Source organism: Streptomyces gilvosporeus, from assembly GCF_002082195.1.
Classification (GTDB): Bacteria; Actinomycetota; Actinomycetes; order Streptomycetales; family Streptomycetaceae; genus Streptomyces; species Streptomyces gilvosporeus.
Window position 1 is genome coordinate 5,548,258 of sequence record NZ_CP020569.1, and the last position, 25,702, is coordinate 5,573,959.

The 25,702-nt window shown below is 72.7% G+C and carries 22 protein-coding genes; 9 read left to right on the plus strand and 13 right to left on the minus strand.

Annotated elements, in window-relative coordinates; genetic code table 11:
* Nucleotides 1-19: 19 nt before the first annotated feature.
* A complete protein-coding gene (locus B1H19_RS24875) occupies nt 20-784 on the minus strand; it encodes an SIS domain-containing protein (RefSeq protein WP_083106988.1) in 765 nt (254 codons plus the stop codon).
* A gap of 279 nt (nt 785-1,063) precedes the next feature.
* Here B1H19_RS24875 and B1H19_RS24880 point away from each other — a divergent pair, with 279 nt between their 5' ends.
* A complete protein-coding gene (locus B1H19_RS24880; RefSeq protein WP_030067448.1) occupies nt 1,064-1,756 on the plus strand; it encodes a metal-dependent transcriptional regulator in 693 nt (230 codons plus the stop codon).
* Between the two features lie 697 nt (nt 1,757-2,453).
* Nucleotides 2,454-3,329: an alpha/beta fold hydrolase gene (locus B1H19_RS24885; protein WP_083106989.1), complete on the plus strand. Its 876-nt coding sequence runs from the start codon at nt 2,454-2,456 to the stop codon at nt 3,327-3,329.
* Nucleotides 3,330-3,458: 129 nt separating this feature from the next.
* Here B1H19_RS24885 and B1H19_RS24890 read toward each other — a convergent pair whose 3' ends face one another.
* The 3 genes from B1H19_RS24890 to B1H19_RS24900 form a co-directional block, all read right to left on the minus strand.
* Nucleotides 3,459-4,115 (minus strand): hypothetical protein, encoded by a 657-nt coding sequence (locus B1H19_RS24890; protein ID WP_083106990.1) that lies wholly within the window; start codon nt 4,113-4,115, stop codon nt 3,459-3,461.
* Between the two features lie 326 nt (nt 4,116-4,441).
* On the minus strand, nt 4,442-5,716 hold the full coding sequence (locus B1H19_RS24895; protein WP_083106991.1) for a hypothetical protein: 1,275 nt from the start codon (nt 5,714-5,716) through the stop codon (nt 4,442-4,444).
* On the minus strand, nt 5,706-7,625 hold the full coding sequence (locus B1H19_RS24900; protein ID WP_237289503.1) for a hypothetical protein: 1,920 nt from the start codon (nt 7,623-7,625) through the stop codon (nt 5,706-5,708). The genes B1H19_RS24895 and B1H19_RS24900 overlap by 11 nt, the downstream gene beginning before the upstream one ends.
* A gap of 222 nt (nt 7,626-7,847) precedes the next feature.
* Here B1H19_RS24900 and B1H19_RS24905 point away from each other — a divergent pair, with 222 nt between their 5' ends.
* Complete coding sequence (locus B1H19_RS24905) at nt 7,848-8,333, plus strand: LppU/SCO3897 family protein (RefSeq protein WP_083106993.1); 486 nt, start codon at nt 7,848-7,850, stop codon at nt 8,331-8,333.
* A gap of 83 nt (nt 8,334-8,416) precedes the next feature.
* Here the strand turns inward: B1H19_RS24905 and B1H19_RS24910 are convergent, their stop codons facing one another.
* The 3 genes from B1H19_RS24910 to B1H19_RS24920 all read right to left on the minus strand — a co-directional run bounded on the left by B1H19_RS24910 (nt 8,417) and on the right by B1H19_RS24920 (nt 11,745).
* Nucleotides 8,417-10,063: a transporter gene (locus B1H19_RS24910; RefSeq protein ID WP_083106994.1), complete on the minus strand. Its 1,647-nt coding sequence runs from the start codon at nt 10,061-10,063 to the stop codon at nt 8,417-8,419.
* Entirely contained in the window at nt 10,060-10,914 is an 855-nt protein-coding gene (locus tag B1H19_RS24915) for an ABC transporter ATP-binding protein (RefSeq protein ID WP_083106995.1), read from the minus strand. Before B1H19_RS24915 ends, B1H19_RS24910 begins: the two co-directional genes overlap by 4 nt.
* A 159-nt stretch (nt 10,915-11,073) precedes the next feature.
* A complete protein-coding gene (locus B1H19_RS24920) occupies nt 11,074-11,745 on the minus strand; it encodes a bifunctional DNA primase/polymerase (RefSeq protein ID WP_083106996.1) in 672 nt (223 codons plus the stop codon).
* A gap of 495 nt (nt 11,746-12,240) precedes the next feature.
* Between B1H19_RS24920 and B1H19_RS24925 the strand changes: the two genes are divergently transcribed.
* Complete coding sequence (locus B1H19_RS24925) at nt 12,241-13,635, plus strand: transcriptional regulator (protein WP_083109856.1); 1,395 nt, start codon at nt 12,241-12,243, stop codon at nt 13,633-13,635.
* A 150-nt stretch (nt 13,636-13,785) separates the two neighbouring features.
* Entirely contained in the window at nt 13,786-15,522 is a 1,737-nt protein-coding gene (locus tag B1H19_RS24930) for a hypothetical protein (RefSeq protein ID WP_159028132.1), read from the plus strand.
* 57 nt (nt 15,523-15,579) lie between these two features.
* Here B1H19_RS24930 and B1H19_RS24935 read toward each other — a convergent pair whose 3' ends face one another.
* Nucleotides 15,580-16,929: an ABC transporter substrate-binding protein gene (locus B1H19_RS24935; protein WP_083106997.1), complete on the minus strand. Its 1,350-nt coding sequence runs from the start codon at nt 16,927-16,929 to the stop codon at nt 15,580-15,582.
* 171 nt (nt 16,930-17,100) lie between these two features.
* On the opposite strand from B1H19_RS24935, the gene B1H19_RS24940 reads away from it, so the two are divergent.
* Both B1H19_RS24940 and purU read left to right on the plus strand, forming a co-directional pair.
* Nucleotides 17,101-17,559: an SCO4402 family protein gene (locus tag B1H19_RS24940; RefSeq protein WP_203237365.1), complete on the plus strand. Its 459-nt coding sequence runs from the start codon at nt 17,101-17,103 to the stop codon at nt 17,557-17,559.
* 44 nt (nt 17,560-17,603) lie between these two features.
* Nucleotides 17,604-18,497 carry a formyltetrahydrofolate deformylase gene (purU, locus tag B1H19_RS24945; protein ID WP_083106999.1) on the plus strand — a complete coding sequence of 298 codons (894 nt, stop codon included), beginning with the start codon at nt 17,604-17,606 and terminating at the stop codon, nt 18,495-18,497.
* Between the two features lie 36 nt (nt 18,498-18,533).
* Here purU and B1H19_RS24950 read toward each other — a convergent pair whose 3' ends face one another.
* Together B1H19_RS24950 and B1H19_RS24955 are read right to left on the minus strand one after the other, a co-directional pair.
* The gene (locus B1H19_RS24950) at nt 18,534-20,108 is read right to left on the minus strand and encodes a zf-HC2 domain-containing protein (protein ID WP_083107000.1); all 1,575 of its coding nucleotides are present in this window, start codon (nt 20,106-20,108) and stop codon (nt 18,534-18,536) included.
* Nucleotides 20,105-20,842, minus strand: a complete 738-nt coding sequence (locus tag B1H19_RS24955) for a sigma-70 family RNA polymerase sigma factor (RefSeq protein ID WP_083107001.1) — start codon at nt 20,840-20,842, stop codon at nt 20,105-20,107. Before B1H19_RS24955 ends, B1H19_RS24950 begins: the two co-directional genes overlap by 4 nt.
* A gap of 449 nt (nt 20,843-21,291) precedes the next feature.
* Between B1H19_RS24955 and B1H19_RS24960 the strand changes: the two genes are divergently transcribed.
* Nucleotides 21,292-21,666, plus strand: coding sequence for an STAS domain-containing protein (locus tag B1H19_RS24960; protein WP_030067429.1), 375 nt, complete (start codon nt 21,292-21,294; stop codon nt 21,664-21,666).
* A 58-nt stretch (nt 21,667-21,724) separates the two neighbouring features.
* Here B1H19_RS24960 and B1H19_RS24965 read toward each other — a convergent pair whose 3' ends face one another.
* The 3 genes from B1H19_RS24965 to B1H19_RS24975 all read right to left on the minus strand — a co-directional run bounded on the left by B1H19_RS24965 (nt 21,725) and on the right by B1H19_RS24975 (nt 24,327).
* Nucleotides 21,725-22,960, minus strand: a complete 1,236-nt coding sequence (locus tag B1H19_RS24965; protein ID WP_083107002.1) for a sensor histidine kinase — start codon at nt 22,958-22,960, stop codon at nt 21,725-21,727.
* Nucleotides 22,957-23,619 (minus strand): response regulator, encoded by a 663-nt coding sequence (locus B1H19_RS24970; RefSeq protein ID WP_083107003.1) that lies wholly within the window; start codon nt 23,617-23,619, stop codon nt 22,957-22,959. The genes B1H19_RS24965 and B1H19_RS24970 overlap by 4 nt, the downstream gene beginning before the upstream one ends.
* 393 nt (nt 23,620-24,012) lie before the next feature.
* Nucleotides 24,013-24,327, minus strand: a complete 315-nt coding sequence (locus B1H19_RS24975) for a hypothetical protein (protein WP_083107004.1) — start codon at nt 24,325-24,327, stop codon at nt 24,013-24,015.
* Between the two features lie 114 nt (nt 24,328-24,441).
* On the opposite strand from B1H19_RS24975, the gene B1H19_RS24980 reads away from it, so the two are divergent.
* A complete protein-coding gene (locus B1H19_RS24980; RefSeq protein ID WP_083107005.1) occupies nt 24,442-25,692 on the plus strand; it encodes a helix-turn-helix domain-containing protein in 1,251 nt (416 codons plus the stop codon).
* Nucleotides 25,693-25,702 lie beyond the last annotated feature (10 nt).

The following is a 25,702-nucleotide window of genomic DNA, read 5'->3' on the forward strand; positions in this document are numbered from 1 at the left end:
GGTGCCGTCCCGGCGGGCGTCACTCCCAGAAGATGCGGTCCGCGTACGCGGCGATCACCCGGGCGTTCCACTCATGCCCGCCGTCGACGTTCCCCGACCGCAGCAGCGGCGGTTCGACGCCCCGTTCGGCCAGCGCTCCCGCGGCGGTGGCCACCATGGCCTGCATGATCGCGCTGGTGACGACCGTGGAGGCCGGGGCGAACGGCGCGTCGATGCCCGGTGCGGTCAACTCCGCGTCGCCGACCGTGATCGCGCTGTCCAGGACGAGGTCGCAGTGGTCCTTGAGGAAGCCGCCCGAGGCATGCCGGGACGTCGTCTTCGCCGCGTACGCCACCGAGGTCACGCCGATGACCCTGATGCCGCGCTCCCGTGCGCTCATCGCCATCTCGACCGGCAGCGCATTGCGCCCGGACAGCGAGACGATCACCAGGACGTCGCCGGCCTCCAGCGGGCTGGTGTCCAGGACGGCCGCGGCGAGCCCGTCCACCCGCTCCAGGGCGCTGCCGAGCGTGGCGGGCCGTACGTCCACGCCGACGACCCCGGGGACGCACAGCAGATTCATCACCGCCAGGCCGCCCGCCCGGTAGACGGTGTCCTGGGCGGGCAGCGAGGAGTGCCCGGCGCCGAAGGAGAACACCCGCCCGCCCGCCTCGACGGTGTCGGCGATCAGCCGCCCCGCCGCGGTGATCGCGCCGCCGCTGTCCTCCCGCACCCGCCGCAGCAGCGCAATCGCCGCATCGAAGTACTCCCCGGCCAGGTGGTCGCTCCGGTCGGTGTCGGCCATTGCCGCGGTCCCCTCTCGATCGCCCCGGATCCTTGCGCAGCCGCACACGGCACGCTCCGCGGCGGCTCGGTCGGTCGGTGCGCCGGGCGCGGCAGTCGTGGCGCGGATCACGGTGGGGTCCGGACCGGCACGCTGTCAACACGGGGGCATCCGGTGTGCCGCGTCCTTCGTCGTATGAGGCCGGTGTACGAGTCCGGTGTACGGACGAGGCGCCCCCGTTGTCGGTGGGATGCGTCAGAATTGAGTCCAGGGCCACCGCACGACACATGAGGGGCACGCATGTCCGGACTGATCGACACCACGGAGATGTATCTCCGCACCATCCTCGAACTGGAAGAGGAAGGTGTGGTCCCCATGCGCGCCCGCATCGCGGAGCGGCTCGAACAGAGCGGCCCCACGGTCAGCCAGACCGTGGCGCGCATGGAGCGAGACGGCCTGCTGACGGTCGCGGGCGACCGTCATCTGGAGCTGACGGAAGAGGGCCGACGGCTTGCGACGCGGGTGATGCGCAAGCACCGCCTCGCCGAGTGCCTGCTCGTCGACGTCATCGGGCTGGAGTGGGAGCAGGTGCACGCCGAGGCCTGCCGCTGGGAGCACGTGATGAGCGAGGCGGTCGAGCGCCGCGTCGTGGAACTGCTGCGGCACCCGACGGAATCGCCGTACGGCAACCCCATCCCGGGCCTGGAGGAGCTGGGCGAGAAGTCCGAGGCCGACCCGTTCCTGGACGCCGGCATGGTGAGCCTGATGGATCTGGACCCGGGGGCCGACGGCAAGACGGTCGTGGTGCGCCGCATCGGCGAGCCGATCCAGGCCGACGCCCAGCTGATGTACACCCTGCGGCGGGCCGGTGTGCAGCCGGGCGCCGTGGTGAGCGTGACGGAGTCGGCGGGCGGGGTGCTGGTCGGCAGCAGCGGCGAGGCCGCCGAACTGCACTCCGAGATCGCCTCGCATGTGTTCGTCGCGAAGCGCTGAGGTTGTCGCGAAGCGCGGAGAGCGTCGGGCCGGTGCAGACGTCATCGCCGACCGCTGACGGCGTCGCCCGGGGCTGATGTTGTTCGGGGGCGCAGGGGCCGATGCCCCGTATCGCACCGCCGCCGCGCAGCGTTCCGCAACATCCCTTTCTTTTCCCGCTGTTTTCCCACGAGCCCGTTGAGCTGCGCCGATGCGCCGCCGGCGGGCTCGCTTGGTGATTTCTCATTGAACGAACTTGTGGGAACCCGTGCGATTCCGGCGGTGTCGTGCCACCCTGGCGCTGACGCGGTGGCATATGTCGGCACGAGGCGCGGTGCTCAGGTACGCGGGCCTCACTTGTGGGGTGTCGGCTCTCCGGGGTGGGGAGGGGGCTGTGATCCGTCCGCTGGCTGTGCCGTGGCCGGCCGTGCACCGACACGGTCAGGGCCCCGGCGCTGCGAGCAGCCGGGGCCCTGCCTCCCCATGTCCCCCCGCCAAGACCCGGAGCCCCGAGCTCCCAGGGTCTTTCCCCACGGGCCCCCTTCCCGGTAGGGCCCGCCTCCCGGCACATGTCTCCCCCTGCCGGACCCGGTCAATCCTTGCGCGAGGTCACTCGAACGAGGGGTGTTGTGGCCGAGAGCGGCGCGTTCGAATAGAGGTTCGATAGTGTGGTGAGGGGCGTGGGGCTGGCCATGGACGATTGGGGGTGGCGGGACACATGGTGCGGCGCATCGATGTGACAGGGGTCGGCGGGACGCGACTCGCGGCCTGGGAATTCACCGATCCGCCCAAGAGCGGCGGCGGGGCGGAAGCGGCCGGGCGCGGCCCGGGCGTGCTGATGCTCCACGGGCTGATGGGGCGCGCCTCGCACTGGGCGGACACCGCACGGCGGCTCAGCGCGCGGCACCGCCCGGTCGGGCTCGACCAGCGCGGCCACGGCCGCAGCGAGAAGCCCGCGGACGGGCCGTACGACCGCGAGGCATACGTCGATGACGCCATCGCGGCCATCGAGCAGCTCGGTCTGGCCCCGTCCGCCCTGATCGGGCATGCCATGGGCGCCCTGACGGCATGGCAGGTCGCGGCCCGGCGGCCGGATCTGGTGAGCGCGCTGGTCATCTGCGATATGCGGGCGTCGGCGCTGGGCGCGGCCTCGCAGCGCGAATGGACCGAATGGTTCCGCTCCTGGCCGGTGCCGTTCGCGACGCTCGCCGATGTCCGTAAATGGTTCGGCGAGGACGATCCGACGCTGGAGCGCCCCCGGCCGGTCCGGGGCGAGTTCTTCGCCGAGGTGATGGCCGAGCGGGCCGACGGCTGGCGGCCGGTCTTCTCGCGGCGTCAGATGCTGCGGGCGCGCGAGACCTGGGTCCATGACGCCCACTGGGAAGAGCTGGCGCAGGTGCAGTGCCCGGCGCTGGTCGTCCGCGGTCTGGACGCCGAACTGGGCCGCGCCGAGGCGCAGGAGATGGTCCGGGTGCTGCCCCGCGGCGAGTACGCCGAAATACCCGACGCGGGTCATCTGCTGCCCTGGGAGGCGCCCGACGCCTGGTATGGCGCCATCGACCCGTTCCTGCGTACGGCGACGGCGTCGGGCTGAGGCGTGCGGGCGCGGCGGGGCGCGGAGCTGAACCCCCGCCAGCTCCGTGCCCCTCCGGTTTCCGGAGCGCACCGGCTTTCCGGATGCCCACGTTCCGTGGGTTTCCGGGAAGCCGGGGTCCGGCGTCTGTCAGCCCTGTTGGGCGAACTTCCAGATGAGCGGGTCCCCGTCGGCGTCGTCCGCCGCCCAGTGGACCTCCATGGACTTCGCGCCCTTGGGGATCATGTAGGTCTGGCAGATGACATGGCTCTGGCCGGTCTTCCAGCTGTCGATGTCGATCGGGTCGTCGCAGCCGGGAAGGTTCTCGGCGGCGCCGATGAGCAGGCCGCCCCGGCGGCCGTCCGCGTAGATCTCCGCCTGGTTGTCCACGTCCGGCAGCCCCGTGACCTCTCCGCCGCCCTTGTTCGTGTACTTCACGAATGCGGTCGCGGCGACCAACCCCTTGGCGTCCTTGGGGTCGGAGACCAATTTCTGGGCATCGGCCTCGGTGCCCACATGCACCTTCTGGGCGGCAATCTCATAAGTGACGGTGAGTTTCCCGGACCCTTCCCGGAACTTCCGGGTCCCGCTCTGTCCCGGCTTCAGCCCGCTGCTCACCACCCGGTCCGCCGCATTCTTCTGCGCCGTCGCCCCGGAGGCCGCCCCGGAGCCGGACTTCGCCGCGTCGACCTGGGCGCCGGAGGCGTCCTCCTTGCCGCCGCAGGCGGTCAGAGTCAGAGCCAGGGGCATGGCCAGTACGGCGACGGGGGCGGCCGCGCGCAGCCAGGCGGACTTGGTGTGCAGCAAAACTGTTCTCCTCGCAGATCCCCCCGTTTCGCACCACAGTTGGCGATGCCACGTGCGCAGGCGAACGGCTGTGAGCGGAGCATAAGAGCACCGTTTCGCCTTTGTCGAAACGGCTTCGCATGCCTCGCCGCGCCATTCGGAGCGGATTCGCGGTAATTCGCCCTGAACGCTTGCCCGGCACCGTCAATACGCCCGCCCCATTGCGGATGAATTCAGCGGCATTGGCCCTCGGGTAATGCTCGGGCAATAAACTTCCGGAAAGGGGAACCGGCCGGCAAGTGGCCGCCAGGGCCACGACGTTGCGAGGTACGCCGCGGCCACCCTCCCTACGTCACCGTCCGGGTGAAATCCCCCCGCTGGACCCGGGCGGCCAGCGAGTCGCCGCCGAGCAGGGAGCCGTAACCGGTCGCCGCCCAGAGGCTGTTCGCCGCGGGCACCTCGAAATACGGGACGGGGCGGCCGTCGTGGCGGTCGAGGAGGACCTCCGGTGCGCTGTGGGTGCGGATCGCCCGTATGCACGTCTCGCAGGCGGCCACCCGCAGCTGTTCGCGGCGGCCGAGGGGGCGCCAGGGGATACGGCGGGCGGCGGGGCCGTGCAGGGGGTGGAAGAAGCACAGGGGGAGTGCGGGACGGGTGCCGGACAGGGCCGCGTGGCCCTCGGCGACCAGGGCGAACACGCCCGCCAGGTCGGGGATTCCGCGGGCGCGGTCCAGAACCGTGCCCGCCGCGGCATAGGCGTCCAGGGCGCGCTCGATGGCGCTCGGGTCGCCCTGCGCGGCGCGGGCCTCCTCGCCGAACCGCACGACCTCCTCGCCCGCGCGCTCGCGGAGTTCGGCCTCATCGGCGCTGCGGGCGGCGGCGAAGACGGCGCGCGGCAGCGCGAAGGGCGTGGCGAGCTCGCCGCGCAGCCGGGCGCGGCGGCGCAACAGCAGGCCCGCGGCGGCGAGCAACAGCAGCGGCCCCACGACGAGGGCCAGCATCCGCGGCAGCGGCGAACCCGACCCCGAACCCGACGGCTTGGGCTTGCCGGTGGGCACGGAGGGGCCGTTGGTATCGGCGGTGACCTTCTTGAACTCCGCGTCGCCGGTCCCGGCCTTGATGATCTTGATGGCGCGGGCGATCTGCCGCGCCGTACCGGCGTCCTTCATATCGTCCTGGAGGGAGACCGCGAACGCGGCGTTCCCCGCCTGGTGGGCGTCGTCCGGCCATTCGGCGGCGGCGATGTCGTCGCCGTACGTCCCGAGGGTGATCAGGATCGCCGGGCCGCCGCCCATCCGGTCATGCACCACCGAGGCGAGCTGCTGCGGATCGCCGTTCCAGCTGTCCCCCTTGACCAGCGGCACCAGGGCCACCCGGATCGGCAGACGGGTCCCCCGGATCTGGGCGACGAGCTTGCGCTGCTGGGCCGCGTCGACGGCCGTGGCGAGGGACGGATCGACGTAAACGGGCGAGGCGCGCAGCGCGTTGGCGATCTTCTGGCCCGGGCTCTCGGTGGCCGCGCCCGGAGTCGCGGCGCACACGAGCAGCGCCAGGGACGCCACGGCGATCGCAAGGACACGCCCCAGGGCGCTCCGGACCGGGCGGCGGGGATCAGTGGACACCGTAGTGCTCCCGTATCTCGCGGGTGAGTTGATCGATTCCGGCGCCGTCGCCCAGCACCGCCAGCGGCCCGGGGAGCGTCGGGTAGGGGACGGCGGAGCCGGACCCGGAGGAGGCCGTCGGGCGCAGCCGGAGCACGGTCCCCGGAGTCGCCCGGCACGCCTCGCACACCGGGGACACGCGCCCCTTGCGGCCCGCGGGCCGCACCTTACGGGCGGGGCCGTGCAGAGGATTGCGATGGCAGACGTGCTGCGTCGGCAACGCGTCCCGGGCGGCGGCGAGTCCGGCGCGGGCCAACACAATCGCGCAGACCAGGTCGGCCGGGGAGGCGTCGGCGTCGATCCGGGCGTCGCTGTCCCCGTCGAGCAGCAGCACGGCGGCGTCCAGGCACTCCCACGCCCGGCGTTCCTGCTTCGCGGACGGCGCGCCGGCCGGGTCCACCGCCTTGCCCAGGGCGTCGAGTTCCCTGGCAGCCGTCTGCCGCAGCCACGACTGCGAGGGCCGGTCGGGAGCGTCCGCCTGGTGCCCGCCCCGTCGCCGTATGCGGCGGACGAGCGCGGCGACCGCCGCCACCAGACCGAAGAGCAGCGCCGCGAGCACGGTGCCGATGAACAGGCCGGGCTTGAAGTCCCCGGTGAAGAGGCCGGGCAGCGTCAGGTCCTGCTTCGGGTCGGGCGCCGGGGTGGGGGCGACCTCGCTGTTCGGTTTGGCCGGCGGGGTCTTGGCGACATAGCCGAGCAGCTTGTCCAGACGGGAGCCGAGGTCGGCGCCGGGGCGGGCGGACGACTCGGCGTAGGAGAGGTCGTGCGGGCGGTCGAAGAGATACCCGCCGTCGATCCGGGCGCCGTAGTTGAAGGTGTCGATCATGCCGCTCGCCGGGTCGGCCAGCACGATCAGGGCACTGCGATGCAGCCGGTCGTGCAGCGACTTGGCCAGCAGGTCGGCGCTGCCGCGGGATTCGTCGTCCATCGGGGTGGGGAGCGCGGCGATCACCACCGGAAGGTGCAGCGCGCCGAGCCGTTTGCGCAGCCGGGCCCGGGCGGCGGCATCCAGCACCGGCGGGCTCTCGGGATCGACATAGAGCGGGTCGCGGCGCAGACCGGCGGCCACCCGGTCGATACGGGCCCGCATATCGGCGACCGTCGGATACGAGCCGTCGCCGGTGGTGGTGTCGTCGAAAATCTGCGAGGCGGTGAAGGCGAGCACCCCGGACAGAGCGAGGGCGGCCACGGCAACCGTGCGGCGTCGGGTATCGCGGTGGCGCCGCAGAGAGACCGTGACCAGGAGTGCGAGCAGCGGGACCCCGGCGACGACCACGCCCGTCCCGAAGCTCTGGTCCTCGCGGTCGGTCTGGGTGGTGTGCCAGTTCGCCGGTTCGTGCGCGGGGTAGGCGCCGCCGTACTCCTTCTCGGCCGCCTTGGCCCGCTGTGCCGCCTGTCCGGACTTCAGGACGTCGACGAAATACCGGAATTCCTCGTGGGCGGTCGCGTCGTACGGCGACTCGTACATCGTCGTCCGGCGGGCGTCCTGGGCGCCGGGCACGCTCACGCCGTAGGTCTGCACATCCGTCAGGCCCGATTCGTCCAGCGAGACATAGAGGCCCTTGCGGCCCAGCCGGTCGTGCACCCCGGCGAGCAACGCATCGGAGCCCATATCGACCTCGCTCGGCAGGACGATGACATACGTGGGAACGCCCAGGCGCCGGGCCTCTTCGGCGAATTCGGGGGCCGTGGAGCGCGGCACCGCACGTGGCAGCTGGTCGGTCACATAGACCGGGTTCTCCCGCAGGCGCTCGGCGAGATAGGCGGTCCGGGTCGGCGCATCACCGCCCGCGGACGCCGCATGTCCCACCCCGGCGGTGGACAGCACCGCCAACCACCCCGCCACCAGCACCCATCCGATGCGTCGCACCGCTCCGCCCCCCCGCTCGTTCATCTGTTCCCATGACGCTATCGCCTGGCCGATTCCCCCGCCGAAGCCTGTGGACAACTCCGGCGAGGCCGCGTGGCCGTGGGGACCCGGAATACCGGTGACGGGGGCGACCGGTACCCTGCACCGGTCAACATCGCATTGACCTTCGTCCGCGGAGTCAACCCGCAGTCAGCCAACAGCCATCCATGGGGGAGCAAAGTCGTGTCCGCACCGCCGCCTTACCAGAACCAGCCGCAGCAGCAGTACGGGTACCAGCAGCAGCCGCAGGCTCCGTACGGGCAGCCGCAGCAGCCGTACGGACAGCCGCAGCCGCCGCGCCGGCCGCAGCCGCAGCGCAGCCCCCTGCGCGGGCTGATCACCGCCGTCATCCTGCTGGCCCTCTTCGGCGGCGTCGGCTATTACGTCTACGACTACAACACCAATCCGAACGGCGGTAAGGCGAAGGAGGAGGCGGACCGCAAGGCGTACGACAGGAAGCACACCCCGCAGGTCGGCGACTGCGTCAAGATCACCGGACCGAAGGACGACTCCCAGATGACCGTCGTCGCCTGCGACTCCTCGGACGCCCAGTACAAGACGGGCGAGACGCACGTGGACGGCAAGGCCTGTGGGCCGGAGTACACGACCGTCATCCACCAGCGCAGGCGCCTCGGCCTCGGCACCACCTGGTGCTTCACCAAGGTCTGACCCTCGGCGCCGTCCGGCCGCCGCCCACTCGAGGGCGGCGGCCGTCGTCGTGGGGCCGGCCGACCGGACCGGCCCCACGCCTCTCATCCCTTGCTGACCGCCGCCAGAATCTCCGGCAGCCGCGACGCCACCCGGGGCGCCGCCACGCGCAGCCCCAGCTCCGCCACGCCGATGCCATAGGCGGCGCCCACCGGCAGCAGCACCCACAACAGGCTGTTGAGCCCGGCGAGATGCAGCCAGATCGTCAGCCCGATCAGCGGCGCGCTCAGCACCGCGCCCATCAGGAGTCCGCCGAAGAGGCTGAACCAGGCGATGGCGCCCTGCCCCGGGGCGATGTTCTTGTTGCCCTCGGAGGGGATCGAGTACGGGAAGAGCGCCGAGGACAGCGCTCCGGTGGCCAGCAGCGCGCCCAGCAGGGCCAGCGACAGGCCGTACACCTCGAGGAAGTCCGACCACGGGCCGATGAGCGCCGCGGTGCCGATGACGACCAGGGTGACGTACGGGACGGCCACCAGGGCCAGCGTCAGCGCACGGGCCCGGAGCTCCTCGTACGCATCGCGCGGTGTGGCGATGGTCGAGGCGACCATCCAGAAGGCCGAGGTGTCCTGGCCGAACTGGTTGTACATCTGCATGCCGAGCAGGGCGGCCGCCGAGAAGGCGGTGTAGATGCTGCCCCGGCCCTGGAGGGACGAGACGATCGGGACCAGGAGGCCGGCGCCCAGGGCGGTGGCCCAGCCCATCTTGGACTTCGGGTCGCGCCAGGCGTACCGCAGCGTCCGGAGCATGACCGTGCCCGTGCGCCCACTCGGGAGGAGACGCGCAAGTCCCCGCTCCCCGCTGCCGGATCGGCGTGCGCTGTCCTTCTCCACCGCCTGGAGGGTGGAGGAGTCCGGCGAGGTCATCAGGGTGGTGAGGGTGCGCTGCCACCACCACAGCAGCAGGGCCAGGGCCAGCGCGGTCAGGGCCAGGCCCACCGCCGCACGCGCGTAGGACCCCCGGCCCGCGTCGTCCACCGCCGCCATCGCGGACGCCGGCGGCACCCAGCGCAGCACCGCACCCAGCGGCTCCAGGACGGTCAGGCCGTCGGGGCGGCCGAGCTTCTGGGCGGCGATGTTGACGCCCTGGGAGCCGAGCGCGATGAACAGCCCGCTCAGCACGGCCAGATCGCGGCCGCGACGGCTGGTCAGCAGGCGTACGGAGGCGGTGGCGACGGCACGCGCCAGCGAGACGCAGACCAGCACCACCAGGACGAGGGCCACCACGCCGACGGCCGCGGCGGCCGCCCCCTGGGCCAGCATGATCACCATGCCCGTCACCAGGGCCAGGGTGAACGCCGGACCGACGCCGACCAGCGACGCCACCAGGAGCGAGGCGATCAGCGGGCGCGGCCGCAGCGGCAGCATCACCAGCCGGGTCGGATCCAGGGTCTCGTCACCGGTGGGGAAGAACAGCGGCATCACCGCCCAGCCCAGGGTGAGCAGGCCGGTGAGCAGCACGGCCAGGGCGCTGCCGTGGGCGTTGCCGCGCAGCGCGGTCAGGGCCAGGACGACACCGGCCGCGGCCAGCAGGCCGACGAGGAGGGAGGCGACGTAGGCGACGGCGCGGCCCGGCGACTGGCGCAGGCCGTTGCGCAGCAGCGACAGTTTGAGCCGGACGAAAACGCCGGTCAGGGAGGGCGCTCTCATGGCGGGGCCGGTCGGGGACGGTGCGGCGAGGGCTTCGTCGGTCATCGGGCGCCGCCGCCCAGCCAGTCCAGATTCTGGCCCGCGCCGCGGCCGCTCGCGCCGACGAGGCCGAGGAACGCCTCCTGGAGGGAGGGCGCCTCGCCCCGTACGCGCTCCAGCGGGCCGTCCGCGCGGATCCGGCCGGCGGCGATCACCGCGACCCAGTCGCACAGCGATTCCACCAGCTCCATCACATGGCTGGAGAAGATGACCGTCGCCCCGGAGGCGGTATAGCGCTCCAGGACGCCCCGGATGGTCTGGGCCGACACCGGGTCGACGCCCTCGAACGGCTCGTCCAGGAAGAGGATTTCGGGGTTGTGCAGCAGCGCCGCGGCCAGGCCGATCTTCTTGCGCATACCGGTGGAGTAGTCGACGACCAGTTTGTGCTGGGCGCCGGAGAGGTCCAGCACCTCCAGCAGCTGACCGGCCCGCTTGTCGACCTCGTCGCCCGGCAGACCGCGCAGCCGCCCTATATAGCCGAGAAGCTCGCGCCCCGAGAGGCGCTCGAAGAGGCGCAGGCCCTCGGGCAGGACGCCGATACGGGACTTGACGGCCACCGGGTCCCGCCATACGTCGTGGCCGCCGATCTCGACCTGCCCGGAATCCGGCCGCAGCAGCCCCGTCACCATCGACAAGGTGGTGGTCTTGCCCGCACCGTTGGGCCCGACCAGCCCTATGAAGCGGCCCGCGGGCAGCGTCAGGTCGATGCCGGAGACGGCGGTCTGTTCGCCGAACTTCTTCCACAGGCCCTGGATACGAACGGCCGGCGGCCGACCGCCGCCGGGGGCCGCACCGGCCGCCCCCTCCGCGCCGTCGCCCTTCCCTACAGGCCCGCTCTGCTCCGGTTCACCGCTCACCGGTCCCCCGTTCCTTCGACGTCTCGGCAGGGGCCCGGTCATGGCCCCCGTCCAACGCCCTCCACGATACGGGCGGCCACTGACACCACCGTCCGGCACCGCGCATGCGGCTCAGAGCCGCGGCTCAGGCCGGCGCCCCGGCCCGCGGGAGGCGGGCCCTCAGCGCCCCCGGAGCGCCGCCGCGTCCCGCCCGCATGCGTACGCCAGCGGGCTGATCAGGTCCTCCGCGTCCGGCAGCCAGCGGTTGGTGGCGGTGGGCCGGCGCACCCACTGCACCGAACCGTGCGGCGCCATACGGGTCGGCGGCGCGGCGATGTACTCGCCCTCGCCGCGGCAGATCAGATCCAGGGCCGCCGGCACCCAGCCCAGGTTCCGTACCAGCTCGGGCACCTTGGCCGAGGCACCGGGCAGGACGAGGAAGAGCATCCGGCCGTGCGGGGTACGGGTGACCGGGCCGAGCGACACCTCCATCCGCTCCATACGGGCCAGCGCCAGACAGCCCGCCATCTCCGGTACCTCAAGCGCCTCGAAGGCGCGGCCGGTCGGCAGCAGGATCGAGGCCCGCGGCTGCTTGCTCCACATCCGGCGCACGGCCGACGCACTGCCGCTGGCCAGCCCGGCCCAGCCGGGTGCGGTGGGGTGTGCGCCCGGCGCGGGGCAGGCGTCGGCGTCGCACGAGCAGCGCGGTGTATCACCGTCGTGCTCCAGCGATGCGCCGGGGAACACATCCCAATGCCGCTCCTCCGCGTAACGCACCGCGGTCTCGATCAGCTGCTCGCCGCGCTGCTGGGGGATCGGCGGGGCTCCTGTGACTCCGATGGTCTCTTCCACGCAGAAAACAACTTCGCCCCTCACCAACGGTTACGGCCGAATGGGGGACACCCCCCGGCGCATCGTTCCTCCACCTGGGGCGCATGGGTGCACGGGCGGGGGCGCATATGCGGCCGTCCTCCAATGAGCGGGTAGCCACCAGCGTGACGGGCGGAGAGGCCGCCCATGCGGCGGTCCGCGGTGCGCACCGGAGGGTCCGGGCCACGGCGGCGCCGCGCTCACGGGCACCGCGCGCCACGCTCCTTCTCGGGATCACCCCACGGTCCGGCCCCCGCGCCGCCCGTGGACCGCACCGCGCACCGGCATCGCGCGTCCGGATGCCACCGGCTTCGCCCGTATTCGCGCCCATACAGCGCGCATTCGGGAAGGCATCGCCCGTATCCGGGACGACATCACCGGTATCCGTGATGTCTCGGATATCCGGCATATGTGCGGGGCATTGATCACGGGGAACGGCGTTCGACGGTGAACGCGCAGCAGTACAGGGGGTACAGCATGGCCGCCAGGCCACTCGTCGCACGGCAGCCCAACGAACGGTTGCAGGCACTGATCCAGGAAGCCGCGTGCTCCAACGCGGGGCTCGCCCGCCGCGTCAACATGTGCGGCGCCGAGCACGGACTCGACCTGCGGTACGACAAGACCTCGGTGGCCCGGTGGCTGCGCGGCCAGCAGCCGCGCGGCCGCGCCCCGGCCATCATCGCGGAGGCGCTGGGCCGGAAGCTGGGGCGCACGGTCACCATCGACGAGATCGGGATGGCCGACGGCAAGAACCTCGCATCCGGGGTGGGGCTCCAGTTCTCCCCGACCGTCCTCGGGGCGATCGAGCAGGTCTGCGAGCTGTGGCGCAGCGACGTCGGGCGGCGCGACTTCCTCAGCGGCTCCACGGTGGCGGCCTCCGCCCTGGTGGAGCCGAGCCGCGACTGGCTGATCACCGGGGCGGACACCCAGGTCGCGCGCAACGCCGGCGCCCGGGTCGGCGCGGCGGACGTCGAGGCCGTACGGGCCACGACCGCGGCGCTCAGCGAACTCGACCACCGCTTCGGGGCCGGGCATGTGCGGCCGGTCGTGGTGCACTACCTCAACAGCGTCGTCTCCGGGCTGCTCGCCGGCTCGTACCGCGAGTCCGTCGGGCGCGAACTGTTCGCCGCCGTCGCCCGGTTGACGGAGCTCGGCGGCTATATGGCCGTCGACACCGGGCAGCCGGGGCTGGCGCAGCGCTACTACATCCAGGCGCTGCGGCTGGCCCAGGCGGCCGGCGACCGCGGCTACGGCGGCTACGTACTGGCCGCGAGCATGAGCCATCTCGCCGCCTCGCTGGGCAATCCGCGGGAGATCTCCCAGCTCGCACGGGCCGCGCAGGAAGGGGCGCGCGGGCACGTCACCCCACGGGCGGAGGCGATGTTCTTCGCCGCGGAGGCGCGCGGGCACGCCCTGATGGGCGACGGCCGCGCCTTCCAGACGACGGCGGGCCGGGCGCTTTCGGCCATGGAACGGGCCGAGGCGGGCGCCGACGCGGGCGACGACCCGGCCTGGATCAGCCATTTCGACCAGGCATATCTCGCCGATGAACTCGCCCACTGCCACCGGGACCTGGGCCAGCCCGGCCCGGCTGCCCAGCGGGCCCAGGAGGCACTGGACGGCCATCCCGAGGGCCGGGCGCGGCGCCGCGCCATCGGGATGGTGTTGCTGGCCGGTGCGCAGGTGCAGCAGCGCGAGATCGAAGCGGCCTGCCATACGGGCACCCAGGCCGTGGAGTTGCTCGGCGGGCTGCGGTCCGACCGGGGCGCGGAGTATCTGGAGGACCTTCAGCTCCGTTTGGAGCCGTATCGGGAGGAACCGGTCGTAAGGGAATTCAGCGCACGTATGGAACTGCGGGCCGCGGCGGCCTGACGGGGCATCGGCGCGGGGCCGGAAACGAGCGGCCCCGCCCGGTGCCACCAGGGGCGGAAGGGGTGGTGACCAGGGCTCGTGGTCGAACGCAGCTGCGACCCGGTAGCGTGAGTCGACGGTTCCGTAGGTTGCACGATGGCAGGAGTTCCGGTGACGGAGAGCGGACAGGGCCCCGACCCGCACAATGCTGCGGCCGGCCCCGCGCGAGAGGGCATTGTGCTGCCCGCCAACGGTGAGCCGTATGTCCCCGACCAGCAGGCCGCGCCGCCGGCCGGCCAGCCGTGGGGCCAGCCCTGGGGCCCGGGCCAGCAGGCCGGCCCGCCGCCGGGCCAGCAGCCGGGATACGGCCAGGGACAGGGCTACGGTGCCCAGCCGCCCCAGGCCCAGGGGCAGCTCCCGCCGCAGACTCAGAGCCAGCTCCCGCCGCAGGGCGAGGGCTTCCCGCCGCCGCCCCAGGGGCAGCCGCCGGTCCCGCCCGTGCCGCCGCAGCAGCCCCAGCAGCCCCAGCAGCCGTACGGCCAGCAGGCCCCGTACGGACAGCAGCCCCAGACCCCCCAGAGCCCCCAGCAGCCGGTCTCCCAGCCCCAGCCCGAGCCGCAGCCCTACGACCCGCAGCAGCAGGTGCCGCGCCCGGAGCCGTACCGCCAGCAGCCCCCGCAGCCCCAGCCGGAGCGGGCCGGCGAGCTGGTGCGTGCGACCCCGCAGACCGGTGCCCCGCTGCCGCCCACCACGGGCGATGCGGCGACCGCGCTGATACGCCAGATACCCGACGGGTCCGGCGCCGCGCTCCCGCCCGAGGGGGGCGGGCGGCCCGAGACCCCGGGCGAGTCCACCACCATGCTGCGGGTGATCAAGCCGTCCCAGGGCCCGGGCCAGGGCGGCCCCGCCCAGCCCATGCCGCAGCCGCAGTCCCAGCCGATGCCCGGGGCCGCCCCGGCGGGCGACTCCGAGGCCACCCAGCTGATCTCCCCGGTCGGCGCGGGGACGCCCGCCCCGCCGCCCGGCGCGCCCTACGGGGCCCCTCCCGGTGCACCCGGGGACCGTTCGACGCCCGCCGAGTTCGAGGGCCTGTTCCGGGACGGGCCGGGCGCACCGGGCGCCGTGGGCGCGCCGGACGCCACCGCGCAGCTCCCCCGTTTCCAGGACCAGGGCCAGCCCCCGTACGGGCAGCAGGCATTCGGCCAGCAAGGCTTCGGCCAGCAGGGCTATGACCAGCCCTACGACCAGCAGCCGTACGACGACGAGGGCGGCCGCCGCCGGGTGCCCACCGCCGTGATCGTCGGCGTCGTCGTGGTCGTCCTGGCGGGCGCCGGTCTCGGCCTCGGCTGGATGCTCAGCGGCGGTGGCGACGACTCCGCGAAGACGAAGGGCGCCGACACCAGCAGCTCCCCGTCGGCGAAGGGGAAGACGCAGCCGTCGGCGGCCGCCGATCCGGCCGAGCCGCAGGCCAAGGGCCTGGACGCGCTGCTCGGCGACAGCGGTGACAGCCGTACGTCCGTGGTCAACGCCGTCCGCAGCATCGGGTCCTGCGACAACCTGGGCGGCGCGGCCAAGGATCTGCGGTCCGCGGCCGGCCAGCGCGCCGACCTGGTGACGCGGCTCAAGCAGCTGCCCGTCGACAAGATCCCCCAGCATGATCAGCTGACCGCCGCGCTGACCAAGGCATGGCAGTCCTCGGCCGCCGCCGACAACCATTTCGCGGCCTGGGCCGGTCAGGTGCACTCGAAGAAGGGCTGCCACAAGGGCAAGGCCCGCAACACCGGGCAGTACGGGAAGGGTGTCGCGGCCAGCGGCGAGGCGACCAAGGCCAAGCAGCAGGCGGCGGCGATCTGGAACCCGATCGCGAAGAAGTACGGCCTGACGCAGCGCCCGCCGATCACTCTGTGAGCCCGCGGCCGGCGTGGGGAGTGCCGGAACGGCGGTGTGCCGCCGTCCGGCACCCGCTCACTCGTCGTTCGTGACTCCCCGCTCCATCGTCGTGGTCACGTTCACGAACCCGTCCTGCGCGGCGACCAGTTCCCCGTCCCGGACGACCTGATAGGTGACCATGCCGTTCACTATGCGCGGGAAGTTCTGGACGGCGAGCATGTCGCCCTCGCGCCAGCGCAGTTTGGGGGTCAGGCCCCCGGTGTCGATGGCGTGGTCGCCGTCGTCGAGGGTGGTCTGGAGGGCATGCGGGGTGATGTCCTCGACGCCGGCGTCGTCGAGCTGCTCGATCACCGCGCGCAGCACCGTATAGGCGATCCAGGTCGTCTGGACGCCCTGGTCGGCCGGATCGATGCGGTTGTCGTTGAAGGCGAAGTCGTCGACGACCTTGCGCATCGGTCCCCAGCGCGGATCGCTCGAAACCGGGTACCAGCCGGTGAGATACGCCCCTTCCAGCGGGCCCGACGAGCCGCCCATGCGGTTCACCAGCGCCTGGCCGACGCTGCCCAGGACGGAGGCGACGTGGACCCGGGGGCTGTCCTCCTGGAGCCGTTGGAAGGCGTCGAAGAAGGTGTCGGTGTGGTCGCCGAGCGCGGTGGTCACACAGGAGCCGGCCGCCTTGCCGCCGTCGGCCGCGGTGCCGTAGACGGACGGGTCCGCGCCGACGCCGTCCAGCGCGCGGGTGACCTGGCGCGAGTAGTCGGTGCCGTCCTCGGGTGCCTTGATGTCCTCGGCCGGCGGCCTGTGGCCGTTGCGCAGACCGGAGTTGAGCAGCGAGGGCATCTGGTCGCCCTGGATGGTGTCCGGCCGCACCAGGGCGACGCGCCGGCACGCGCCCGCCAACTGCCGTCCGTTTCCGGCGAGCAGGGACGCCGGGCCCCCGTTGACCGGATACGACAGCGGGCTCTGGAACTCCTCGCCCGAGGCGCCGTAACCGCCGATGAACGGGATGCCCTTGATCTCCAGCGGCGACATGAACGAGCGGCCGAACTGGCTGTAGGAGCCGACCACCGCGACCGCGCCCTCGTCCACCGCGCGCTGGGCGCACTGCGCGGCCGCGACCGAGTCGTTGCGCTCGTTGCAGGTCAGGACCCTGAGGTGGTGGCCGCGGATCCCGCCCCGGGAGTTGACCCACCGGGCGTACGCCTGTGCCATGGCCGGCATGCCCGGCATGTTGGTCGCCTTGGTACCCTCCGGCGCCCAGGTCATCACCGTGACCGGCGCCTTCTCCCCGGAGTCCCCCGAGGCCCCGGGGAGGGAGCCGCAGCCCGAGAGCAGCGACGCGATGACCGCCGTGCATGCCACCGCAGAAGCGAGCGCGGGAGCAGAGGAGAAGGGGCGGGGGGAGGAGCGTCGCCGACCGGTCATGGCGCACCACCCTGGCGTCCTGCCGTCAACGACTGAGTGACGCGGGGGCAACGGACAGTGACGTGGAGGTGAACTCCGGGGGTCCCCGGGAGATCGTTTCCGAGGAACGTACGATCGAATACTGTGCAAGGTTCGGAGAAGTCTTCCCGTCGCGGCCGCCGCTCGACCACCATGGGCGGTATGCCACTGACCGACATGCCGTGGTGGCGCTGGCGCAGCAATGTGCGCTCCGCGCTGCACATGCTCTCCGACCCCGCCTTCCAGCAGGAGACCTGGCTGGCGGGGCGTCCCGGGTACGGCGATGTGACCGACGCCGTCTACCGCCTCGTCGAGGACACCTGGCTGGACAACTGGTCCGCCGACAAATACCTGGGCACGATCTTCCGCGACGCCCAGGAGGCGCAGCTGGTCGACGCCGCCGTGCTGAACGTCCTGCGGATCATGCACCAGGTCGGCGCGGACGCACCGGTCACCGCGTACATCGAGCATCCGGCCTGGCCGGAGGCCGTACGGGTGGCCCGCGAGGCGCATGTCCGGCTGGCGACGGCGGACGGCGAGGACCCCGACGCGCCGCCGTGTTCGCTGGAGGTGCTGGCCCTGATGACGGGTGCGCCGGGCGCCCCGGCCTGAGTCCCGGCCTGAGCATCCCCGCAGGTGTGCGACCCTATGAGGTCATGAGCAAGACGCAGCCCACCCAGCAGCCCGGCCGGCCCGACCGGAGCGATCAGTACGTCCTCACGCTGTCCTGTCCGGACAAGCAGGGGATCGTGCACGCCGTGTCCAGCTATCTCTTCATCACCGGCTGCAACATCGAGGACAGTCAGCAGTTCGGCGACCGCGACACCGGACTGTTCTTCATGCGGGTGCACTTCGGCGCGGACGCCTCGGTGAACCTGGACAAGCTGCGGGCCAGCTTCTCCGCGGTGGGCGACTCCTTCCAGATGGACTGGCAGATCCACCGGGCCGACGAGAAGATGCGGATCGTCCTGATGGTGTCCAAGTTCGGGCACTGCCTCAACGACCTGCTCTTCCGCTCCCGGATCGGGGCGCTGCCGGTCGAGATCGCGGCCGTGGTCTCCAACCACACCGATTTCGCCGAGCTGGTCGGCTCGTACGACATCCCCTTCCACCACATCCCGGTCAGCCGCGACAACAAGGCGGAGGCCGAGGCCCAGCTGCTGGAGCTGGTGCGCGAGGAGCGGGTGGAGCTGGTGGTGCTGGCGCGCTATATGCAGGTCCTCTCCGACGATCTGTGCAAGGCGCTCTCCGGGCGGATCATCAACATCCACCACTCCTTCCTGCCGAGCTTCAAGGGCGCCAAGCCCTACCACCAGGCGCATGCGCGCGGTGTGAAGCTCATCGGGGCCACCGCCCACTATGTGACCGCCGACCTCGACGAGGGCCCGATCATCGAGCAGGAGGTCGAGCGGGTCGGGCACGACGTCACGCCCGACCAGCTCGTGGCGATCGGACGGGACGTGGAGTGCCAGGCGCTGGCCCGGGCCGTGAAGTGGCACAGCGAGCACCGGGTGCTGCTGAACGGCAGCCGGACGGTCGTCTTCGCCTAGGGCCGCCCCCGCCCGGGACCGTCTTCGCCTACGGCCTCACAGCCGGGACAACGACGCGGTCGCGAACAGCACGTCGCGGATCGCCTCGCGCTCGCCGTCCTGGCCCGCGGCGGCCTCCTCCGGGGAGACATGCCCCGCGGCCAGCTGGCAGAACTCCGCGCTGTCCAGGGCGATATGGGCGACGGTGAGCTCCTTGGCGCCCAGGGCCGCCGGGGAGTCCAGCGGTATGTACCAGTGCCCGCCGCCGCTGCCCTCGACCTCCAGGTGGAGGGTGCGGCCCGGGGCGCCCGCCTCGACCAGCTTCTGCGGCTGCGCGGCGAGCCCGGCCCGGCGGCGGTGGGCCAGCGCGGTGGGCAGCAGCCGGGTGGCCAGATCGATCAGCTGGTGGACATGGCCGGCGGCCGGCGGCTCGTAGGGATAGTCCACCGCGTCCGCGATGTCCCCGGCGTGCACCCAGCACCCGAAGGCGCGGTCCAGGAGCGCATCGCACATGGGCAGCTGCAACCGGCCGTAGGGCACGGCCAGTTCGCCGACGCCGCCGCCCGCGAAGGAGACGGTTCTGATCAGCGCGTAGCTCTGCTCGCGCCACGGGCCGTGGGTGGCGAGCCGGCCGGGCTCCTCGCCGGCCATCTGCCAGTACGCCTCCGTACGGGTCGTGGGGCCCGGAGCGCCCTGCGGGGCCCGGTCGCCGAGCGGATCGGGCAGCCCGAGCGACGTCGCCACCAGGCCGTCGACGGTCAGCAGATGGCCGATGACACCGGCGACGGTGGTCGCCCGCTCGACCGGCCGCTCGCTCTCGAACCACCGCAGCCGCACCGGGGCGCGCCACTCCGCCTCGCCCATGTCGTGCAGCAGCGCATCGAGCTTCGCGGTCTCCGCGTCGTACGGCGTCGCCCACTCCGGCACCGGGATACGGGGCGGACGCCGGCCCAGGCAGCCCTCCAGGACGCGGGAGCGCAGCAGCGGATCGAGGTCGAGGCTGTCGGCGGGATGCAGCAGGCCGACGGCGTCGCGCAGCCGCAGCGCCTCGTCCGCGCAGGACGCGCAGTCGGTCAGATGGGTCTCCACCGCGGCGGTCTCCTCGGCGCTGCACGCGGCGAGCGCCCAGGCGCCGAGCAGCGATTTGAGGACCGTGTGCGGCGGGGCGGGCTGCGGGGGCGGCGCGCCCCCGGGAACGGCGGCGGCCGGGAACCCGGGGCCCGCTCCGGTGGTGTCGGTCATGGCTTCCGGTTTCGTTTCCGGCACTGCGGTGTGGTGGGTGGGGCGTTGGGCTGGGGGGTGGGCGTCCGGTGGGGCTTCGTGTTGCGCTCCGGGTCGGGCCTCCGGCCGGGCTGCCGGTGGGGCCTCCCGTTGGGCTCCCGGTTGGGCTTCTGGGTGGGCTTCCTGTCCCGGCTCCGGGGACGCTTCCGGCACGGCTTCCGGTGCGGCTCCTGGCCGCGCTTCTCGTCCGGCGTCGGCTCCGGCTTCCCGTCCGGTCTCCGGGCCCGGCGCGGGGCGGATGTCGGGCAGCGGGCCGCGGTCCTCGGCGGCGGTGCGGGGGGCCGGTATGCGGGGACGGCCACCGGGGCCGTCGGGGCGCTCGGGGCCCTCCCATTTGTCCGGGCCGTTCACAACGACCGTCCGTGGCCGGTGCCGGGCGGGGCGCTGCCCGGGCCGGGGTACCGCGGCGGATGGGGTGCGTGCGGTGCGCGCGGGGCATGCGGCGCCTGGGGCGCATGCGGCGTCTGGGGTGTGCGGGAGGGCGCACGGGCACCGGGCGTGCTGCGCGGCAGATGGGGTGAGCAGGGCGGGGGCAGGGTCGGGTGGTTGTGGGCGGTGGACAGCAGCTGGAGCCCCAGGCGGAGCCGGCGGCGGGCCTCGTCCTCCGTGACGCCCAGGTCGGCGGCGGTCTGGCGGTAGTCCCGGCGCTGGAAGTAGGCCAGCTCCAGGGCGGCACGCAGCGGCGCGGGCATGGAGGTGACGATGTAGTCGGCGCGGGCGGCCGCGGAGGCCTCGCGGATCTTCTGCTCCATCTCGGCCGGCGCGGGAGCACCGGATCCGCCGTCGCCCGCCGAGGCGGCCTCGGTCTGGCGCAGCCGCTGGACGGCCTGGTGGCGGGTGACCGCGGCGACCCACGAGCGCAGCGAGCCCTGTTTCGGGTCGTAGGAGTGCGGGTGCTCCCAGATGTAGGCGAAGACCTCGCGGGTGATGCGGTCGGCGGCGTGCTCGTCGTCCAGGACGCGGTGCGCGAGGCTGTGCACGAGCGAAGCGAAGCGGTCGTAGAGCTCGCCGAGGGCGGCGGCCTCACCACGGGCGAGCCGCTGCTGCATCCGCCTGTCCCAGCGCGGGGGTGTGTCGTTTCCCATCGGACCCCTATCCCTGTCCGTCGTCGCCGTGCTCACACCTCGGTCGTGCCCACATCGAATGTAATGCGAGGGTCTGACACCGCATGCTCCTTTGCCGCAAACCGCGTTCTTCGGGGGTGGGGATGGTAAGGGAGCGGATAGTAAGGGAGTTGTCACCATGGGGTGGTATCCCCCGATCGAAGGGGAGGGAAAGCGACCGGTAGACGCGCGTTGAGCGATTCAATGTGCTTCGTTCGTGCCCGTATCGGCCGATGTGTTATCCGTGTGTGACCGGATACCGGAGAAGTGGTGCTCCGCTCTGGGCATAGCCTTGGGGGGAACGGCCTGTTGCGCCAAGGATTCGGAAGAGTTTCAGGGGAGAGAGGCCGGGCAGTCGAGCCGGGGAAGGGTGTGCTCCGGACAGATCCGTGGTGCATCCGGTCCGAAAGCGAGCGAAAGGCTTCGAGCGCGTGTCGTTGAAGGTGGCAGAGGGCGAACAGGGCCGGTGGGCGGTACTTCAGGTCTCCGGTGAAATGGACCTGGTCACGTCGCCCGCGGTGCGCCAGCATGTGCACGACGCGGTGGCCGACGGCCGGCGGAGTCTGGTCCTCGATCTCTCCGAGGTCCGGTTCTGTGACTCCAGCGGCGTCGGCGTGCTGATCGCCGCCCGCCGTCTGATGCGTTCCTGTCAGGGTCGGCTGCGGCTGATCCTGCCCGCCCAGGGCGCCGTCGACGGCTCCCACGTCAACCGCGTCCTCGCCGCGCTGGGCGTGCGCCGGCTCTTCGAGGTCTACCCGGATCTGCACACGGCCGTGGACGAGGCGGCGGCGCCGCTCTCGGCCTGAAGCCGGGGCACGCGCCACCGGACGCGAGGCCCCACCGGACGGCCCCGTCCCCCGGCCGTCACCCCGCCCCCGCGGCCGCCGCCCCCGTCCCCCCGTACGGAAACACCGCCCGCACCACGAACCCCCCGTCGGACGTGGGCCGGGCCTCCAGCGTCCCGCCCAGGCTCTGGGCCCGCTCGCGCAGCCCCACCAGCCCGTGTCCGCCGCCGGGCAGTGCGGGCGCCATGGCCGTCTCGTCCGGCGGCCCGTTGCGTATCTCGACCCGCAGGCTCTCGGCCTCCCCGGAGCCCTCGGGCCCGACCCGGACCCGCACCTGCGCGCCCGGTGCGTGCTTGCGCACATTGGTGAGCGCCTCCTGGACGGTACGGAACGCCGCCCGTTCCACCGTCTTCGTCCCCGTCGCCCCCGCGACCACACCCCCCTCGTACGTCACATCGAGCGCGCTCATCTCGATCAGCCGCGGCAGCTCCTCCAAGTCCGGCTGCGGCGCCAGGCCCTGGGCCCCGGCCGTGCCCCCGCCGCCGTCCGCCCGCAGCACGCCCACCATGTGCCGCAGCTCCTCCAGCGTCCGTACGGACAGCTCCCGGATGGTCCGGGCGCCCGCCCGCGCCGCCTCGTCCTCCGTGCTGACCTGCACCGCCCCCGCCTGAAGGCTGATCAGGCTCACCTGATGGGCCACGACGTCGTGCATCTCCCGGGCGAGCCGGGCCCGTTCGGTGGTCTTGACCCGGTCCGCCAGCAGCCGGTCCTCACGGACCAGGCTGCGGGTCAGATCCTCCACCCGCTGTGCCAGCTCCCCGCGGGTCCGCACCAGCAGCCCCATGGCGATCGGCGCGGCCGCGGTGACGCAGGCGTCGATCAGCACCAGGGTGTTCTCCCGGTAGTGGGTCGGCTCGAAGTCCGAGATGGGATACGGGAGGAAGTGCGCGGCGATCAGCAGGACGGCGCAGATCCCCAGCCGCACCCGGCCCGGCCGGCGGGCGGCCAGCGTATAGAGCCCGATCATCGGCGCGAACCAGATGTAGCCGATGTACAGCCCCGGCAGCGTCACCAGGAAGACCAGCAGCGGAAACCGTCGGCGCAGCAGCAACGCCGTCGCCGCCACCACCGAGACGCCCAGCTCCAGGGCCAGTTTCAGCCCGTTGACCAGCACCGCGTCGGCGACGGCCAGCAGCACCGGTACGACCACCGGGGCGATCCGCCGCACCTGCTGCCCCCACACCCCCCGTGCGAGCGCCCGCAGCCGCGCCGCCGCCCGCTCCCGTCTGCGCCCCGCTCTGCCCGGGGCGCTCATATCGCGCCCCGGGGGACGCCGGTCACCAGGCCGGCCCGGTCCGCCACGATCGCGGCCTGTACGCGGTTGATCCCGCCCAATTTCCCCAGCAGCGCCCGCACATGGTCCTTGACCGTGCTGGGTGCCAGGCCCATCCGCTCCGCTATCTGGGCGTTGCCCAGCCCCTCGCCGAGCAGCGCCAGCACCTGTGACTCGCGCGGGGTGAGCCCGCTGACCGCCCGCGTCGCGGCCGCCTGGTCCTCGGCCGTCAGATAGCCGCCGATCACCGCCCGCGTCACCCCGGGGTCCAGCACGCTGCCGCCCGCCGCCAACGTCCGTACGGCCCGTACGAGCTGCTCCGGATCCGAGTCCTTCAGCAGAAAGCCCGCCGCCCCCTCCCGCAGCGCCGCGGTCAGATACTCCTGCGCGTCGAAGGTCGTCAGCATCGCCACCGCCGGCGGCTCCGGCGCGGCCCGCAGCCGTCGCAGTACGGTCAGCCCGTCCACGTCCGGCATCCGGATGTCCAGCAGCACGACGTCCGCGCCGCTGCCCAGCACGGTGTCCACGGCCTCGGCGCCGCCGCAGTCCGCGACCATCTCGATGTCCGGGGCGGTCCCCAGAATCATCCGCAACCCGGACCTGACCAGCCGTTCGTCGTCCACCACAGCGACACGGATCACCGGCCGCCCCTTTCTCCTTCGCACCCATCCGAGCTCACGGAACCACCCGGCGCTGCGCGACTCCGTACCCCCTGTCCCGGAGCCCGCCACTGGGCGGTCCCGCACCCCCGCCGACCGGCGGGGGTGATCCCGCGACCTGCGAAGGATGCCGCGGGAGGGTCACCGCGGGCAGAGTGGTTCACATGCTGCACCACTGAAGAGGCCACAAGCCCACGACGCGTTGCAGTTCACATCGGCGGCCGCCGCGACCCCCACACGCGGCGGCCGCCGCTGGCGTGCGGGGGCGGTTCGGAGGGGGATCTCCCCCGCACCGCCATCCCGGGCCCCTCAGCGCCCCAGAGGGCCCCTCACGGGCCGCTCAGCGCCCCGCCAGCCGCCTTCCAGCTGCTCCCCTTACCCCCTCGCGGTCGCTCCCCCTCCCCGGCTCTCCGCGATCCGTACGGCATCCCGCAGCGCCGCCCCGAGCTGCACCGACAAAAACCGCAACTGCCGCGTATCGGTCGCCGGATCGTCGACCATCTCCTGAGCGTGCTCCAGCAGACCCTTCCCCATGTCCAGTTGCACCGCCTCCATCCGGTCGGCCCGGTCGGAGAGATAGCCGCCCTCGGCATCGGTGAGCAGATAGCAGGGCTTGTCCCCGTCGGGGGTGGTCCAGGGGAGGAGACGGGGGGTGGGGGGAATGGAGGGGCTGGGGAAGGGGGTGGTCATGGGGGCGGCTCCTGTCCGGTGCGCGGTTGTGGAAATCTGTCGGTCACGACCTTCGCGCCCGAATCCCGCCCCGACCCATCCCAAGTCCCTATAGGCCCGCCCTATATTGGAGCCATGGGTGATTTTGACACGGGCCTCTGGTCTCACCCGCGGCTCGTGGCCGCCCTCGCCGACGAGGACTGGGGCGCCGTCTTCCGTACGTATCGACGCCTCACCGGCACCAGCCAGATGCGGCTCGGCGTGCGCGTTGGACTCGTCCAGCCCGATGTTTCCGAGATCGAGCGTGGACGGCGCCGGGTCACTTCCGTGGAGGTGCGGCAGCGGATCGTCACGGGGCTGGGCATCCCCGCCGAGCGACTGCCGAACGCGGGGCCGCGCGCGGTCTCCTTGCCCGTCCCGGGGCTCGCGTTCGCGGGCACCGCCCCGGACGAGGATCTGCTCGATCGCGTCACCAATGCCGTCGACGGCTCCCACCGGGTCGACGGCGCCACACTGGACTGGCTCGACCGCCTCCTGGCGGAACACCGGCGGGCCGAGGACTTCATCGGTTCCCGGCCACTGGTCGAGGTGATGGGACAGCAGCTGCGTACGGTCGTGAACCTCTATGCCAGTGCGCGGGGACCTCTGGAGCAGCGCGTCGTGCGGCTCGCCTCGGAACACGCCCAGTTCCTCGTTTGGATGGCCCAGGACCAAGGCCAGTCGGCCGCGGCCCTGGCCTGGTACGACCGATCCCACGAGTGGGCGCTCGAGGCCGGTGACGCCAACATGGCCGCGACAACCCTGAGCATGAAAGCGCATATGGCCTGGTCCGGAGGCCGAGGACGGCGATGCGCACGGCTGGCGGAGGCGGCCCGCTGGTCGGCGCCCGATACATCCCTGGGAGTGCAGGGCATGGCCGCCCAGATGCAGGCACGCGGCCATGCACTCAGCCGTGTGCCCGAGGAGGCCCACCGCCTCCTGGACGAGGCCCAGGACCTGATCACCCGCGCCGCGCAGCACCCCGAGGACGAGCCGCCCTGGATGTACTTCTACGACGAGACCTGGTTCACCCTCCAGCGCGGCATGGCGGCCATGCACCTCGGCGAGTGGGCGGCCGCCACCCGCCACATCACCACCGGCCTCCACGCCCTGCCGGCCAACTACCGCCGCGACAGCGCCTGGTACCTCTCCTGCCTCGCTCACGCCCACGCCGAAGCCGGTGAGGCCGAACAGGCCCTGATCGCCGCCCTGACAAGCGTCCCCGATGCGGCGGACATCGGACGGCCGCACGCGTGGAACGAACTGCACACCACGGCGGCGGTGCTGCTGCGCCGGAAGGCCCCACAAGGGCGAAGGCTCGCGGACGAGCTCAGGGCACACGACTGAGGCGCGGCTC

Coding starts and splice junctions, on each gene's coding strand:
- B1H19_RS24875 (WP_083106988.1), bottom strand. CDS start 784: ATGGCCGACACCGACCGGAGCGACCACCTGGCCGGGGAGTACTTCGAT.
- B1H19_RS24880 (WP_030067448.1), top strand. CDS start 1,064: ATGTCCGGACTGATCGACACCACGGAGATGTATCTCCGCACCATCCTC.
- B1H19_RS24885 (WP_083106989.1), top strand. CDS start 2,454: ATGGTGCGGCGCATCGATGTGACAGGGGTCGGCGGGACGCGACTCGCG.
- B1H19_RS24910 (WP_083106994.1), bottom strand. CDS start 10,063: ATGACCGACGAAGCCCTCGCCGCACCGTCCCCGACCGGCCCCGCCATG.
- B1H19_RS24925 (WP_083109856.1), top strand. CDS start 12,241: ATGGCCGCCAGGCCACTCGTCGCACGGCAGCCCAACGAACGGTTGCAG.
- B1H19_RS24935 (WP_083106997.1), bottom strand. CDS start 16,929: ATGACCGGTCGGCGACGCTCCTCCCCCCGCCCCTTCTCCTCTGCTCCC.
- B1H19_RS24940 (WP_203237365.1), top strand. CDS start 17,101: ATGGGCGGTATGCCACTGACCGACATGCCGTGGTGGCGCTGGCGCAGC.
- purU (WP_083106999.1), top strand. CDS start 17,604: ATGAGCAAGACGCAGCCCACCCAGCAGCCCGGCCGGCCCGACCGGAGC.
- B1H19_RS24955 (WP_083107001.1), bottom strand. CDS start 20,842: ATGGGAAACGACACACCCCCGCGCTGGGACAGGCGGATGCAGCAGCGG.
- B1H19_RS24965 (WP_083107002.1), bottom strand. CDS start 22,960: ATGAGCGCCCCGGGCAGAGCGGGGCGCAGACGGGAGCGGGCGGCGGCG.
- B1H19_RS24975 (WP_083107004.1), bottom strand. CDS start 24,327: ATGACCACCCCCTTCCCCAGCCCCTCCATTCCCCCCACCCCCCGTCTC.
- B1H19_RS24980 (WP_083107005.1), top strand. CDS start 24,442: ATGGGTGATTTTGACACGGGCCTCTGGTCTCACCCGCGGCTCGTGGCC.